The organism is Corynebacterium kefirresidentii (genome assembly GCF_016599755.1).
Lineage (GTDB): Bacteria > Actinomycetota > Actinomycetes > Mycobacteriales > Mycobacteriaceae > Corynebacterium > Corynebacterium kefirresidentii.
The window spans coordinates 2,168,224-2,182,344 of record NZ_CP067012.1 but is presented as its reverse complement, the minus strand read 5'-3'; the positions used below and the strand labels follow the sequence as shown (position 1 = coordinate 2,182,344).

The window sequence follows — 14,121 nt, the reverse complement described above, 5'->3', positions numbered from 1 at the left end:
GTGGCGGAGAAGGAGGGTGGTCAGGAAACCAACTGCCAACCGCCTTCCCTCCTCCATGTGGTCTCGCGCGACATCGGCCGCCATTGTCCTGCATCGTGGACAGGGCACACGCGTGCTCCCGCAGGATTGAGTTCTACAACCTTCTTTTCCTCTTTCGCGCGCAGCACTACCGAATTATGCGCTACTTCTGGGTATCCCATGCGCTCTGCCTGCTGAGTGCCGCATAAGGGAGCCCACTCGTCCCACTTGCTTCCAAAGACTTCTGCGGCTGGGAGTGTTACCCGTTGTGGACCTTGTTCATCCAGCGCAGACGTCACCTCGGCCGTAGTTGGGGTAGCGTCACAACCGCATAACACTAGCCCGGTGGTGAGCACAATAGCCAAGCGCTTCATAAGCTATCAGTTTAGTGGGTTAGACTATGGGGCGTGACTAAGCCAAACACTACCCCGCGCCCCGTCCTCGTTGTGGACTTTGGCGCTCAGTACGCGCAGCTTATTGCCCGTCGCGTGCGCGAGGCCAAGATTTACTCCGAGGTTGTCCCTCACTCCGCGTCTGTGGAGGAAATCAAAGCTAAAGATCCCGCCGCGCTTATCCTGTCGGGTGGCCCGTCCTCCGTCTATGCTGACGGTGCCCCGGCCCTGAAGCCGGAGCTGCTTGAGCTCGGCATTCCTGTCTTCGGCATCTGCTATGGCTTCCAGGCCATGAACCACGTTCTTGGTGGCACTGTGTCGTCGACTGGCGAGCGTGAGTACGGCCGCACCGATATGAACGTTAAGGGCGGCGTACTGCACGCTGGCCTGGAGACTACCCATAAGGTATGGATGTCCCACGGTGATGCCGTATCTGCCGCTCCCGAGGGCTTTGAAGTTACGGCCACTTCGGCCGGTGCCCCGGTTGCAGCGATGGAGTGCCTGGAAAAGAAGATGGCCGGTGTGCAGTACCACCCTGAGGTGCAGCACTCGCCGCACGGCCAAGAGGTACTTACCCGCTTCCTGACCGAGATTGCCGGCCTAGAGCAGAACTGGACGGCCGATAATATCGCCGAGCAGCTCATCGCGGACGTTCGCGCTCAGGTGGGCGAGGACGGCCGCGCCATCTGTGGCCTATCCGGCGGTGTGGATTCCGCTGTAGCGGCGGCACTGGTGCAACGTGCCATCGGTGATCGCCTCACCTGTGTCTTCGTCGACCACGGCTTGCTGCGTGCTGGCGAGCGGGAGCAGGTGGAAAAGGACTTTGTCGCCTCCACCGGCGCGAAGCTGGTGACTGCGGATGAGCGCAGTGCCTTCTTGGAGAAGTTGGCCGGCGTTGACGACCCAGAAGCAAAGCGCAAGGCCATCGGCGCGGAGTTTATCCGTGCCTTTGAGCGTGCGGTTGCGGGCGTGCTTGACGACGCCCCTGCAGGCTCCACCGTCGACTACCTCGTCCAAGGCACGCTGTACCCGGACGTGGTCGAGTCTGGCGGCGGCGACGGCACGGCGAATATTAAGTCTCACCACAATGTTGGCGGTTTGCCAGATGACGTGGAGTTCGAGCTGGTTGAGCCGCTGCGTCTGCTGTTTAAAGACGAGGTACGCGCCGTCGGCCGCGAGCTGGGATTGCCGGAAGAAATCGTTAACCGCCAGCCATTCCCAGGCCCAGGTTTGGGTATCCGCATTATCGGTGAGGTAACCGAGGAACGCTTGGAGACGCTGCGTGAGGCGGACCTCATTGCCCGCACCGAGCTGACCAATGCCGGCTTGGATGACCAGATTTGGCAGTGCCCGGTCGTGCTGCTGGCCGACGTCCGTTCCGTTGGTGTGCAAGGTGATGGCCGCACCTATGGCCACCCGATCGTGCTACGCCCAGTGTCCTCGGAGGACGCCATGACTGCGGACTGGACCCGCTTGCCATACGAGGTACTGGAGAAAATTTCTACCCGCATCACCAATGAGGTGAAGGACGTCAACCGCGTGGTCTTGGACTGCACTTCCAAGCCACCGGGAACCATCGAGTGGGAGTAAAACGGCATGCGTAGAAGGCGCTCAGGCTATCTCTGAGCGCCTTTTCGCGCGTTTGAGGAGCGTGTTTACTCGCGCGGGGTAAACGGTGGACGCCACACAATGCGCCCGCCCACCCGCTCGAGGCGGCCGCGCCGGGGCGGAGCGTTGGGGTCATCATCGTTGACGCCGTTATGGTAGGCGCAGCACATGACCAGGTTTTTCATATTCGTCTCCCCACCGTTACTCCACGCCTTGAGGTGGTGGACCTGGGAGAGATCGGCCGGTTGGTTGCAGCCCGGCCAGACGCAGCGTGGGTTTTCTGCAGCGGCCATGATGCGCTGTTTGTCATTGGCCACGCGCGCCGTGCGGTAGAGGTTGACCGGCCCTTCTTCGGGGTGCACGAGCGTGACGTAGCCGGTTTCTCTATCGCCAGAAAAGCCGACGTCGTTGAGTACGCGCCGCAGATATTCGGTGCCGGTAATGGTGGCGCCATTGGTCAGGTCGAGCTCGATATCGTCGCCGTGGCCGTCGCGGATGCGAATGAATTTGTCTAATGGCACGATGGCATTGGTTATCACCTCTGCCCGCGCGGCCGCTGCCTGGTCAAAGAAAATTTTTTCTACCGCCTCGAGCGATTGCTTCCCGGTCGCGGCCAGCGCGGCGTTGAGATCCGCGATGAAACTAGAGGTTCCGGTGATGGCAAGCGTCCAGTAGTTATTGGGGCGTCGGTAAGTGCGCACACCTGGAGTAACGGTGTTGTCTTTCATCTCGCGCAGGCGCCGGCGGGCGTGCTTGAGAATATGGCTCATCGCGCCGGTCATTGCGCAGCACTCCGCGCGTAGCTCCCAGGCCTGTTTCTTGCTCGGGGCGCGGTTAACAATGCGCTCTAGGGCGGTGAGTGTGGCGATAGAATGGGTGTTGCGACGGGCGTCGGCAATAGCACGGCGCTGTAGCCGGGTAAATTTGGTGCGGCCAAAGTAGCTCTCACACAAAAGAAGCAGATCGGCCGCGATGGCATCGGGCGCGCCGTAGTCCATAAGCTCGGACCCAGACATGCCCTGGCACCCGGCGATGATGTCCATGCCGGGGCCTAAGGCAATGAGGTAGGTCTCGAGTGCGTTCATGCCTGCAACGCTACGACGCGCACCTACACCGGCGCACGGCCGGCGCAACCGCTGCGGCCAGTTGTGTGGATAACCCGGCCTACATACCCGAGGCGGGGCGGAAAAGCTGTGGATAACCCCGAAAAGTGTCGTATAGATTAGGCAAACGCGAGCCGTCGCGTGCCATCCACGTGGGGGAAGACGAGAAAGCTCAGGCTAAAAACCACCAGCCATACCAGGCCGGCGCCCCACGCGGGTAGGGCCACGATGGGGGCGAGCATCACCATAAGCCACAGAATCATCAGCGGCACGAGCTGTGCGATGCTAGGAACCAGAGTGACATTGCGCTTGGTGGCATAATCGCGCATCGCGTGGCGGTAGGGGTGGGCAAAGACGAGAACGAAAGCTGCCACGAGGCACACGAGCGCCCCGATTAGTGCAGCAAAAATATGTGCGCGGCTGGCCAAAAGCGCCACGGCCGCACCGATGAGGATGGACGAACCCAAACGCACCCATGGCGGAGTGGGAATGGGGGTGGTGTGCTCGCGCATGGCACCGTAGGCAGCGTTGAAGTTCATGCCGCTAAGGCTACCATTCGAACATACACTTGCATGTGTCCGGGTGAGGGTTCATACTATTCGGGTGAATCAAACGAGCGTTCGCCTAGAAAAAGCGGTGGCCGGACTAAGTAGGTCGGACCGTGTGGCGATGCTGCGTACTCGCATGCGCGCTATGGAGCGTGGCCCGGAAGAGGAGCTGGTAGATACGCTTCCTGGCCTGGCACGTCTGCTTCCTGCGGGCGGCTTGGCGCGCCGGCACGTGGTGCACTGTACTAACTGTCCAGCGCTTGTGGTGGATCTTATCTGTCATCTCACCGCCCGCGGCGGGTATGTAGGTGTGGTGGGGTGGCCAGATTTACTACTCGCACAAGTGGCCGAGGAAGGTGTTATCGAACGTGTGGTAACCGTCCCAGATCCGGGCGTGGATTCCTGGATGGTGACAGGGGTATTGGCGGAAGGACTGGACCTAGTCATCCATCATGGGCCGCCCGGTGAGGTGAGCCCAACCAAGGCCCGGCCGGTGCTGGCGAAGGTGCGCGGCGGGCGCGCGGCGGTGCTGACGGTGGGCACGCGCTTGCCCGGCACGGCGGTGGAGATAGGGGCGCAGGTGAGTGCCTATCGGGGCGTCGGCAAGGGCAGTGGGCGCATTCGCGGCGTGGACATGGACGTTGAGGTGACCTCGAAGCAGGCTAGCGTGCATGGGGTGCTCACGGTGGGCCAACACCGCAGACTGGAGGCCGTATGAGGGTAGCGGCCGTGTGGTTTCCGGATTGGCCCATCCAGGCCGTCGGCGGGCAGGGCCCTATGGTCATTGCGCGCAATCACGCGGTTGCGGTATGCGATAGGACGGCGCGCCGGGCGGGGGTGCGGCGTGGGATGCGCCTGCGTCAAGCCCAAGCGCTGTGCCCCGAGGCGACGGTGGTGGAGGCCAATCCGGATCGGGATGGTGCGGCGTTTGCGGAGGTGGCGGCTGGTTTGGATGCGGTGGCGTCCTCGGTGGAGGTGCTGCGCCCCGGCCTGGCCATTGTGGACGCGGGCGCAGCGCTGCGCTACCACGGGGAGAAAGCATTAGAGATGCTTGTCGACGCCTCTTCGTACGCCGGCTTCGATTCCACCCTCGGCGTCGCCGATGAGATTGCTACGGCCGTTATCGCGGCCCGGCACCGTGGCATGGGCGCGGTGGTGCCAGAGGGCGGCTCGCGAGAGTTTTTGGCCACCCAGCCCATAGGAGTGCTCGCCGCCGATGAGGCCTTGGGCTTTGATGCTGGGTTTGTTGCGCAGCTCGATAAGTTGGGTGTGCGGCGCCTGGGTGACTTAGCGGCGCTGCCGTTTAAGCAGGTAGCCACCCGTTTCGGTGAGACCGGGCGTCGCGCGCACGAGTTGGCCCAAGCCCGTGCGGATAGGCGCGTAGCTCCAGAAATGGCGCGCCCAGACCTGGCCGTGGAAATGGAAGAGCGCATCGAGCGCGTGGACGCGGCGGCCTTCGCGGCCCGTCAGCTAGCGTCCCGGCTGCATGCCCGCTTGGAAGAGGCCGGCAAGGTCTGCCTGCGGCTGCGCGTGGTAGCGGAGTTTGGCACCGGCGAGGAGCTGGCGCGGGTATGGCGCACGCAGGAAGCGCTGACGGAGCAGGCCACCGCGGACCGCGTGCGCTGGCAGCTCGATGGCTGGCTCTCGCGTGCCACTGGTGGGGGCGCGGCCATCCGCCGCCTCGCACTGGAGCCGGTAGAGGTTGCCACCCCGTCCGCCACCGGGCTCTGGGGCGGAGAGGGATCTCAGGAGCAGGTCAAACGTGTGATCGCTCGCGTGCAATCGCAGCTGGGGGTTGACCGCGTGCTGCAGCCGCGGGCGGTGGGCGGCCGTGGGGTGGCCGAGCGCATCGAGTACGTGCCCTATGGCGAGCAGCGCGACGCACCGCCACAAGGCGAGTGGCCCGGCCGTATTCCGGCACCCCTGCCTGCGCGGCTGGGCGGTGGGCCTAATCATCCGGCCGCGCGCATCCGGCTTATCGACGCCGCTCGTCGCGAAGTATTCGTCACCGCCGAGGCTCTCCTTTCGGGGGCGCCGGTGGCATTGAGCTGGGGAGCTCATCGCTTCCGCGTACTGGGCTGGGCCGGTCCCTGGCCGGTGGATACGCAGTGGTGGACTAGTAACCCGCAGCACGTAGCGCGCCTGCAGGTGGTGGGCCAAGCCGACCACGAAGAGCACCAGCGGGCCTGGCTTGTGGTATGGTCCGGCGGGCGCTGGCGGGTGGAGGCGACCTATTAATCGCGAATATCGACTACGAGGCGGGTGGGGTTATCGAGCACCTGCACGGAATAGGGCTTGCGCGAGGTCATGCCGATGACGAATTGGCAGCGGCCCTCGTAGGTACCGCCATTGACCACCTGGGTGACGACTCCCTCTACGGGGGCATCCACCACGCCGATGTGGGGATCGTCCTTCCCCGCCTCGAAGGGGTAGACCACGCCGTCGATATTGACATTGAGTGCGGTCCCGCCGGAGTGGTCAATAGTCTTGCCAGAACCCTGCTGCGTGGGCGTGTCGGCATAGTCTACGAACCAGCCGGGAGAGCCGCTGCCGTCGAGTTCAAAGACAACGCGTTCAAAACCCTCGTGCTGGCCGATGCGCACGTTGGTCACCGTGAGCTCGGAGGGGGCCTGCGGCCGGAGGGTTTTCATTTCCATATTGGCCTGGCCTAGTGGATTGAGCCGGGAGTTATCCGCAGATGCAGCCATGGTGGTGCGGTCCGTCTCTTGGGCGGCGCAGCCGCTGAGGGAAGCAGCGACGAGGAGTGTTGCGGCGAGACGGACTTTTAGCATGCCCCCTAGGTTATAGTTTCGGCCGTGAACTGTATAGCCGAGGGGGTATTTCGTGGCCGAATTGTGGCCAAGGGTGTGAGCTGAAATGCAGAAAGGTTAGGCTTAGGTATATGACCGAGTTCTGTTCAGATATCCAGGTAGAGCCGCTGCCAGGCACGGCGAAGAAGGAATCCGTCTATGTGCTTTTTGAGTGGCCGGGCGGATGGTCGCGAGACGTGCTCGATGGCGATACCTTTGGGCCGGATCTCACGGCGCAGCTTAAGGCCAAACTGAAGGGGGTGGCGGGGCTGCAGCTTATCCGTCGGCCGGGCCGCGACGGCCGCCAGGTAGGCAAGATGCACCGCTGTTACCTGGTGTGGGCCGAGCAGGGAGTGATGGAACTCGTGCTGCTGACAGGGCCAGAGAAAATCCTTGATCTGGATCTGACAGGGCCTGGACGCAATGGAGGCGGCGCAGTGGAAACACCGCTGGTTTTGGTGTGTACGCACGCGAAGCGCGATACCTGCTGTGCGGTCAAGGGGCGGCCGTTGGCCGCGGAGCTGGTGGAGGATTACCCGGATATGGTCTGGGAGACCTCGCACACGAAGGGACACCGGTTCGCGCCATCGGTCATGCTCATGCCGTGGGGCTATTCCTTTGGACGAATGAATAAAGAAGCCGCCGCGCAGATGATTGCGGCGGCGGCGCGGGGAAAGTATTTTTACCCGGTAAATCGCGGGCGCGGTATTTTCGGCCCGCGCGGCCAGGTGGCGGAGTTGGCGGTGGCCCGAGCGCTTATCGACGCCGGCGAGGAGCTCTCCTACGGCCAGCTCACCGCCACTGATAGCGGCGAGGTCAGCCACATTGACGGCCGGCGCTGGCGCGTGACGCTCGAGGAGCGCGAGGTAGAAGGTGTGGTTTCTTCGTGTGGTGACGCCCCGAAGACGGGCCAAGCCATCGTAGCGACCGGCGTGGAGCCGGTCGCGGGGTAGGGCGCCGTCGGCAAGCGGGGGCTAGCGGCGCATGACCTTGGAGGAGAGCCAGTTGCCGAAGAACTGGGCGGCCTGCACCAGCACGATGATGATGAGCGTGGCCACGACGGTGACTTCCCATTCGAAGGCGCGGTAGCCGTAGACGATGGCAAAGTCACCCAAACCGCCGCCGCCGACGTAGCCGGCCATAGCGGACATGTCCACGATGGCGATAAACAGGAAGGTGTAGCCCAAAATCAGTGGGCCGAGGGCCTCCGGGACGATAACGGAGGTAATGATCTTCCACGGCGAGGCACCCATGGAGCGGGCGGCCTCGATAACGCCGGGGTCGATGGACACGAGGTTTTGTTCCACCACGCGGGCCACGGAGAAGGTCGCGGCGATCACCATGACGAAGGTGGCCGGTCCGCGGCCGATGGACCCGCCCATCACTATGACGGTCAGTGGCTGGGCAAAAGCCAGCAAGATGATGAACGGGATGGGGCGGACGAAGTTAACCAGCAGGTTGACAATGAAATAGACGAACCGGTTTTGCAGGATGCCGCCCGTGCGGGTGGTATAGAGCAGCATGCCTAGGCCAAGGCCGAGGATGCCGGAAACGATGAGGGTAGTCGAGACCATGATGAGGGTATCGACGATGGCATCGGCCAGTGAAGGGCCGAGGCGGTCCCAGTTGGCTTGGGCGAGGGTGGTGACGGTCATCGTGCAATCTCCTCAATCTGGGTGGTGGTAGAAAGCGTGCGGTAGAACTCTTCGATGGCGTTATTATCGCCGCTGAGCCGTACGGTCAGCTTGCCAAAGGAATGCTGCTGCAGCGTGGTGATGCCGCCGTGGACGACGGCGATGGATACGCCGGCTTCCTTAAGGCGGGCGGCGGCGGTGAAAAAGCCGGATTCCTCGGTGAGGTTGATGGTAAATAGGCGGCCTTCGTGCGCGAGCAGGTCGTCGGTTTCAACGACGTCGGGCTCGTTGCGCAGCGAGGTGGCTACGAACTTGGCGGCCACGGAGGTCTGTGGGTTGGAAAAGACCTCGTAGACGCTGCCTTGTTCCACGACGCGGCCGTTTTCCATCACGGCGACCTTATCGGCGATGGAGCGTACGACTTCCATCTCGTGGGTAATAACCACGATGGTGATGCCAAATTCCTTGTTTACCTGACGCAGTAGGTCGAGGACTTCCTGCGTGGTGGTGGGGTCGAGGGCGGAAGTTGCTTCGTCGGCAAGCAGCAGCGAAGGGTTGGTGGCCAGCGCACGGGCAATGCCGACGCGCTGCTTCTGGCCGCCGGAAAGCTGCTCTGGGTAGCTCTTGCCCTTGTCTCCTAGGCCGACGAAATCCAGCAGCTCTTGCACGCGCTTGGCGCGCTCCTGCTTGCCGACGCCCTGCAGCTGCAGCGGGTATTCAATATTGCCGGCCGCGGTGCGCGAGTTCATCAGGTTGAACTGTTGGAAAATCATGCCGATATTGCGGCGAATGCCGCGCAGCTTCTTCTCGGACATGCCAACGATATTGGTGTCATCAAGCAGCAGCTCTCCCGCGGACGGGGTGTCCAAGCCGTTGATCATGCGTACAAGGGTGGACTTGCCGGCGCCGGAGTAGCCAATGATGCCGACAATTTCGCCGGGCTCAATGGTCATGGAGACATGGTCGAGTGCCTTAACTCGCGCCTTTTTCTGCTTAAAGATCTTGGTGATCTCGCGGAACTCGATGCGGGTGCCGCGTTGAGTGGAATCTGCCACGTGTTTGCGTCCTTAGTTAGGAAAGTGCCAAACCCCGCCGGGGGGTTCCGGCGGGGTAAAAGCAAGGGTGATTAGTCCAGATCTGCTTCGAGCTTATCTAGGATCTTCTGCAGATCCTCCTGGCTGCGCTCCACCTCGACGGAGGTGCCGGCGGAGTCTTCATCGACGCCCTCCTGGACGGCGTCGGAGTGCCATAGCTCGGCAAGCTTCTTGATGTCTTCGTTATCGGCGTCCTCCTCGCGAACGGCGAAGACATTGATGTACGGTTCTGCTTCTTCAGAATTCGGATCGTCTTGGAAGATGGCAGTCTTCGGATCGATGCCGGCGCGCTCCAGGAAGGAGTTATTGATGATGGCTGGCGTGCCCTCGCCGTGCGCGGACGTGGTCTGCGCGGCGTCTACCGGGGTGACCTTGACCTTGGACTTCTTTTCATCAATATCCAGCGGGGTGGGCTCCAAGTTGTCCTTATCCTTCAAAGTAATAAGGCCGGCCTGGACCAGTACGTTGATGGCGCGGGCCTGGTTGGTGGAGTCATTCGGGATGGCGACCTCTTCGCCCTCGATGCCGTCGAGGGAGTCGTGGTCCTTCCAAAACAGTGCTAGCGGCACGATTTCGGTGGCCACGATAGGCACCAGGTTGGTGTCATTGCCGTGGTTGTACTCCGCTAGGAACTTCAGGTGCTGGAAGTTATTGGTATCCAGCTCGCCCTGGTCCAGAGCCTGGTTCGGGGTGTTGTAGTCCGCGAATGGCTGGATTTCAATGTCATAGCCAGCGTTCTTCGCTTCCTGCTCGAATGCTACCCACGCCTTCTTGGCGTCGTCGGTGGTGCCCACCTTGATGGACTTGGAATCATCGGAGGAGCAGGCCACCAAGCTGGTGGCAGCGATGGTTACAGCGGCAGTAGCAGCCACTACGCGACGGATCTGCATGGGGATTCCCCTTCTTGTAGGAGTTGAAATAATTTGTCTGTTTAGCAACTTAGCAATCGGCGAACCGCTTTGTCTATTGTCGGCATCACGTCTTACGGGCTTGTATAGAACAATAATTCGATATTACGCTGTGTGGAGTGGAATTTAATGGCGGAAAAGCACTGTCGTGGTCGCGGGTGGAGCGCATCCTCTCCGGTCGCGAATCTGCCGCACCCGTGCCGGTTAATCACCTTCATGGGCCAGCCGATTCTGCTCAGCGCGGCCATTCCGCCGTCCCTTTCGCGGAGTTGCACGCGGTAAGTTCGTATAGTTTTCTTGACGGTGCTGCTGAGCCGGAAGAGCTGGTTGGCCGGGCTATGGAGCTGGGGCTCGAGGGGCTGGCCATTGTGGACCGCGATGGCTTTTATGGGCTGATGAAATTCGCTGAAGCTGCTGCTAAAGCGAATCTCCCGGCCGTATATGGCGCGGAACTATCGCTCGCGGAAGCGCCGGTGACCGTGCTGGCGCGCACCCCGGAAGGCTATCGCCGGTTGTCGCGCCTTATTGCGCGCGCCCGGATGGAGGCTGGGGAGAAGGATCGGGTGGATTATCCGCCACTAGATGAGGTGGCGCGCGAGCTGGAAGGGGAGTGCTTCTTCCTGGTGGGGTCGGAAGCGTTAGCAGAAATCGATAACCTGCTCGAAAGAATAAAAATAGACAGCATAGTTCTCGAATATTCGTGCAGCATGTCCCCTGAAGACGCGGATCGGCACCGTTTCCTCGATAAATACAATAACTTGCGGGCCATCGCAACCGCACGGCCTGCGGCGGCGACCCGTGACCAAGCTCGGCTCGCCGCCGCCAAGCGCGCCTTGGCTCGCCGGGAGTCTCTTGCGGCCGCTGCGCCGCACACCCACCCCATGGGCGCCGGCTGGCTGCGATCCGGCGAGCAGATGGCCCAGCTTTTGCCTGACCGGCCGGAGCTTATTGCGGAAACTGTGCGTCTGGCTCGCGAGTGTTCCTTTACCTGGGATGCGCTTGCCCCGAACCTGCCGCACTTTCCCGTTCCGGAGGGGCATACCGAGATGAGCTGGCTGGAGCATGAGGCCTGGCGCCGTGCCAAGGAGCGTTATGCCTCGCGCCCGGCCGAGATTAGGCAGGCGGCCAGGAAGCAGATTAGGCATGAGTTGGGCGTCATCAAGCAGCTGGGCTTTCCCGGCTACTTCCTGATTGTGTGCGACCTGGTGGATTTTTGCCGGCGCGAGAATATTTTGTGCCAGGGCCGCGGCTCGGCCGCTAACTCTGCGGTGTGCTTCGCGCTGGGCATTACCAACGCCGAGCCTATCTCCGCGCAGCTGCTTTTTGAGCGCTTCCTTTCCCCGGACCGCGATGGCCCGCCCGATATTGATATTGATATTGAGTCCGGCCGCCGCGAGGAGGTAATCCAGTATGTCTATCGCACCCACGGCCGGGAACGCGCAGCACAGGTGGCCAATGTCATTACCTATCGCCGCAAGGGCGCGACCCGCGAAGCCGCCCGCGCGCTGGGGTATCCGCAGGGCTCGGCCGATGCGTGGTCGAAGGGTACCTCCGAGCCGCCTGCCGATGTTTCCTCACTGGCTGAGCAATTCCTCGGCCAGCCCCGCCACCTAGGAATCCACTCCGGCGGCATGGTGCTGTGTGACCGCCCCATCGCGGACGTCGTGCCGATGGAATGGGCCCGCATGGAAAACCGCTCCGTGCTGCAATGGGATAAGGACGATTGTGCGGCCGCCGGCCTAGTGAAATTCGACCTGCTCGGCCTTGGCATGTTGGAGGCGCTGCACCACATGATTGACGCCGTGCGCGCCACCACCGGCCGCGAGGTGCATCTGTGGGAACTCGACCTCGCCGAGCCGGAAGTCTATGACATGCTCTGCCGCGCCGATGCGGTGGGCGTCTTCCAGGTGGAATCCCGCGCGCAGCTAGCCACGCTGCCGCGCTTGAAGCCGCGCCGTTTCTTTGACCTAGTGGTCGAAGTCGCGCTTATTCGGCCCGGCCCCATCCAAGGCGGATCCGTGCACCCTTACTTGCGCCGCCGCGATGGCCTAGAAGAGGTGACCTATGACCACCCCGTCTTGGAAAAATCCCTAGGCAAGACGCTGGGCATCCCCCTTTTCCAAGAACAGCTGATGCAGATTGCCGTAGACGCGGCAGGTTTTTCCGGCGCCGAGGCCGATGACCTGCGCCGCGCCATGGGGTCGAAGCGCTCGCCGGCGAAGATGGCCGCGCTGCGCAGCCGCTTTTTTAACGGCCTGCGCGAGACTAACGGCATCGAGGGCGAGGTGGCGGATAAGCTCTGGGCCAAAATCGTGGCCTTTGCTGCCTATGGTTTCCCCGAATCGCACTCGCAGTCCTTTGCCTCACTGGTGTATTTCTCCGCGTGGTTTAAGTACCACTACCCGGCGGAATTCTGCGTGGGCCTGCTGCGCGCGCAGCCGATGGGCTTTTATTCCCCGCAGTCGCTCATCCAAGATGCCCGGCGCCACGGCGTGCGGGTGCTGCCGGTGAGTATCAATGATTCTGGTGCGCAGGCCCGCGCAACGGGGTCGGGCGAGATTCGGCTGGGCCTGAACCTCATCAAGGGGCTGGGGGAGTCTGCCGCCGAGCGCGTGGAGGCGGCCGCGCCTTTTGCTAGCGTGTCCGATCTTTCGCGCCGGGCGGATCTCAGCGTGGAGCAGGTGGAAGCGCTGGCCACGGCTGGAGCATTGGAGTGCTTGGGGCTGGATCGTCGTCAAGCGTTGTGGCAGGCCGGAGTTGCCGCCACCGAGCGCGAGGGAATGCTGCCTGGCACTTCCGCGCTGGCTGCACCGCACCTGCCTGGCATGTCCGCCTTCGAGCTTATGGCTACCGACGTCGCCTCCACCGGCGTGACCCATAACCAGCAGCCCATGGAGCTGGTGCGTGCCTCGCTTGCCGACGTCCTACCTGCTTCCCAACTTCCCCATGTTCCCGATGGCACCCGCGTGTGCATTGCCGGCATTATTACCCACCGCCAGCGCCCGCGTACCGCATCTGGCCTGACCTTTTTGGGTGTGGAGGATGAAACCGGCCTGATGAATGTGATGGTTTCACCTGGATTGTGGTCGCGGCACAAGGTGTTGGCCCGCACCGCCCGCGCAATGATTATTCGAGGCATCGTGCAAAATGCCACCGGGGCGGTCAGCGTGGTCGCGGACAAGCTCGAGCCGCTGGACTTTGGCGAATTCCTCTCCCGCGGCTCCCGCGATTTCCGCTAGTTTCCTCCGCTGCGCAGCTCGTCCGCGTTGAGCTTATTGGCCAATTCCTTGGCTACCGCAAAAGGGATCCACAGCAGTTGGGTATAGATGAGCTTGGCAAAGAAGATGGCGATACTAGCCCCCGAGGTCGCCTCCTCCACTGCAACCTGCTCCGCCCCGAGAAAGCGCAGGCCGAATGCGGTGGTGACGGCGACGAGGAAGAGCACTATAGAAATAACCACTGCGGTCTTAAGCCCTGTGTCGCGGGCGTCGGTATGCAGGCGCAGTTCGTACTCATCCATCTCCGTGGTGGGTTCATCGAGGCGACGGATGGACTGCCGGAGCGACGTGGTGTAGATGGTGGCCGCGATACCGGCAATCGGCCATAGCAAGTTAGACAAGCTGAGCGTGAAGAAGTGCAGGGCCGCAGCCACGATAGCCAGGCCGAGGAAAATATCGCCGGCCAGGACAAGGCGCTTGCGGCGAGAAACGGAGGCGGAAATCGTGTTAGCCATTAGGAATTCTTCCTGTAGATTTCAGTGGACATGGGGGAAAATTCCTGGCGGGAAAAAATAGCCTCCACGGGGAGGTCAAAGACCTCACAGACGCGGAAGGCTAAGTCCAGGCTGGGCGAGTGGTCGCCGCGCTCAAGCGCGCCGACGGTCTGAGGGTTGACGTCGATGGCCTCGGCCAGCTGCGCGCGCGACATGTCCCGCTCGGCGCGCAGTACGCGTACCCGGTTATAAATGGGTGCGGAGGGCTTCTTCTTTGGGGACATAAGTCAAAGT

Annotated in this window: 14 protein-coding genes; 5 read left to right on the top strand and 9 right to left on the bottom strand. The window is 62.2% G+C overall.

The features are described 5' to 3' along the window. Positions 1 to 20: 20 nt before the first annotated feature. A complete protein-coding gene (locus I6I12_RS10470; protein WP_200288242.1) occupies positions 21 to 392 on the bottom strand; it encodes a hypothetical protein in 372 nt (123 codons plus the stop codon). Between the two features lie 33 nt (positions 393 to 425). Between I6I12_RS10470 and guaA the strand changes: the two genes are divergently transcribed. Further along, positions 426 to 2,000: a glutamine-hydrolyzing GMP synthase gene (guaA, locus tag I6I12_RS10465; RefSeq protein WP_200288241.1), complete on the top strand. Its 1,575-nt coding sequence runs from the start codon at positions 426 to 428 to the stop codon at positions 1,998 to 2,000. Between the two features lie 65 nt (positions 2,001 to 2,065). Here guaA and I6I12_RS10460 read toward each other — a convergent pair whose 3' ends face one another. Together I6I12_RS10460 and I6I12_RS10455 are read right to left on the bottom strand one after the other, a co-directional pair. Next, a complete protein-coding gene (locus I6I12_RS10460) occupies positions 2,066 to 3,103 on the bottom strand; it encodes an HNH endonuclease signature motif containing protein (RefSeq protein ID WP_200288240.1) in 1,038 nt (345 codons plus the stop codon). Between the two features lie 137 nt (positions 3,104 to 3,240). After that, on the bottom strand, positions 3,241 to 3,660 hold the full coding sequence (locus I6I12_RS10455) for a hypothetical protein (RefSeq protein WP_200288239.1): 420 nt from the start codon (positions 3,658 to 3,660) through the stop codon (positions 3,241 to 3,243). Between the two features lie 130 nt (positions 3,661 to 3,790). Between I6I12_RS10455 and I6I12_RS10450 the strand changes: the two genes are divergently transcribed. Together I6I12_RS10450 and I6I12_RS10445 are read left to right on the top strand one after the other, a co-directional pair. Beyond that, the gene (locus I6I12_RS10450) at positions 3,791 to 4,387 is read left to right on the top strand and encodes a hypothetical protein (protein WP_200289064.1); all 597 of its coding nucleotides are present in this window, start codon (positions 3,791 to 3,793) and stop codon (positions 4,385 to 4,387) included. Then, positions 4,384 to 5,907 carry a Y-family DNA polymerase gene (locus I6I12_RS10445; protein WP_200288238.1) on the top strand — a complete coding sequence of 508 codons (1,524 nt, stop codon included), beginning with the start codon at positions 4,384 to 4,386 and terminating at the stop codon, positions 5,905 to 5,907. The genes I6I12_RS10450 and I6I12_RS10445 overlap by 4 nt, the downstream gene beginning before the upstream one ends. Here I6I12_RS10445 and I6I12_RS10440 read toward each other — a convergent pair. Next, positions 5,904 to 6,461: an AMIN-like domain-containing (lipo)protein gene (locus I6I12_RS10440; RefSeq protein WP_200288237.1), complete on the bottom strand. Its 558-nt coding sequence runs from the start codon at positions 6,459 to 6,461 to the stop codon at positions 5,904 to 5,906. The genes I6I12_RS10445 and I6I12_RS10440 overlap by 4 nt on opposite strands. A gap of 110 nt (positions 6,462 to 6,571) precedes the next feature. Here I6I12_RS10440 and I6I12_RS10435 point away from each other — a divergent pair, with 110 nt between their 5' ends. After that, positions 6,572 to 7,432: a ferredoxin family protein gene (locus tag I6I12_RS10435; RefSeq protein ID WP_200288236.1), complete on the top strand. Its 861-nt coding sequence runs from the start codon at positions 6,572 to 6,574 to the stop codon at positions 7,430 to 7,432. Positions 7,433 to 7,453: 21 nt separating this feature from the next. Here the strand turns inward: I6I12_RS10435 and I6I12_RS10430 are convergent, their stop codons facing one another. The 3 genes from I6I12_RS10430 to I6I12_RS10420 form a co-directional block, all read right to left on the bottom strand. Beyond that, positions 7,454 to 8,134 carry a methionine ABC transporter permease gene (locus I6I12_RS10430; RefSeq protein WP_023020640.1) on the bottom strand — a complete coding sequence of 227 codons (681 nt, stop codon included), beginning with the start codon at positions 8,132 to 8,134 and terminating at the stop codon, positions 7,454 to 7,456. Beyond that, positions 8,131 to 9,168, bottom strand: a complete 1,038-nt coding sequence (locus tag I6I12_RS10425; protein WP_023020641.1) for a methionine ABC transporter ATP-binding protein — start codon at positions 9,166 to 9,168, stop codon at positions 8,131 to 8,133. Before I6I12_RS10425 ends, I6I12_RS10430 begins: the two co-directional genes overlap by 4 nt. A gap of 71 nt (positions 9,169 to 9,239) precedes the next feature. Beyond that, complete coding sequence (locus tag I6I12_RS10420; RefSeq protein WP_200288235.1) at positions 9,240 to 10,097, bottom strand: MetQ/NlpA family ABC transporter substrate-binding protein; 858 nt, start codon at positions 10,095 to 10,097, stop codon at positions 9,240 to 9,242. Between the two features lie 137 nt (positions 10,098 to 10,234). On the opposite strand from I6I12_RS10420, the gene I6I12_RS10415 reads away from it, so the two are divergent. Beyond that, the gene (locus tag I6I12_RS10415; RefSeq protein WP_200288234.1) at positions 10,235 to 13,354 is read left to right on the top strand and encodes an error-prone DNA polymerase; all 3,120 of its coding nucleotides are present in this window, start codon (positions 10,235 to 10,237) and stop codon (positions 13,352 to 13,354) included. On the opposite strand, the gene I6I12_RS10410 is transcribed toward I6I12_RS10415, so the two are convergent. Further along, the gene (locus I6I12_RS10410; protein WP_200288233.1) at positions 13,351 to 13,848 is read right to left on the bottom strand and encodes a hypothetical protein; all 498 of its coding nucleotides are present in this window, start codon (positions 13,846 to 13,848) and stop codon (positions 13,351 to 13,353) included. The genes I6I12_RS10415 and I6I12_RS10410 overlap by 4 nt on opposite strands. After that, complete coding sequence (locus I6I12_RS10405) at positions 13,848 to 14,111, bottom strand: helix-turn-helix transcriptional regulator (RefSeq protein ID WP_023020645.1); 264 nt, start codon at positions 14,109 to 14,111, stop codon at positions 13,848 to 13,850. Before I6I12_RS10405 ends, I6I12_RS10410 begins: the two co-directional genes overlap by 1 nt. Positions 14,112 to 14,121: the final 10 nt, after the last annotated feature.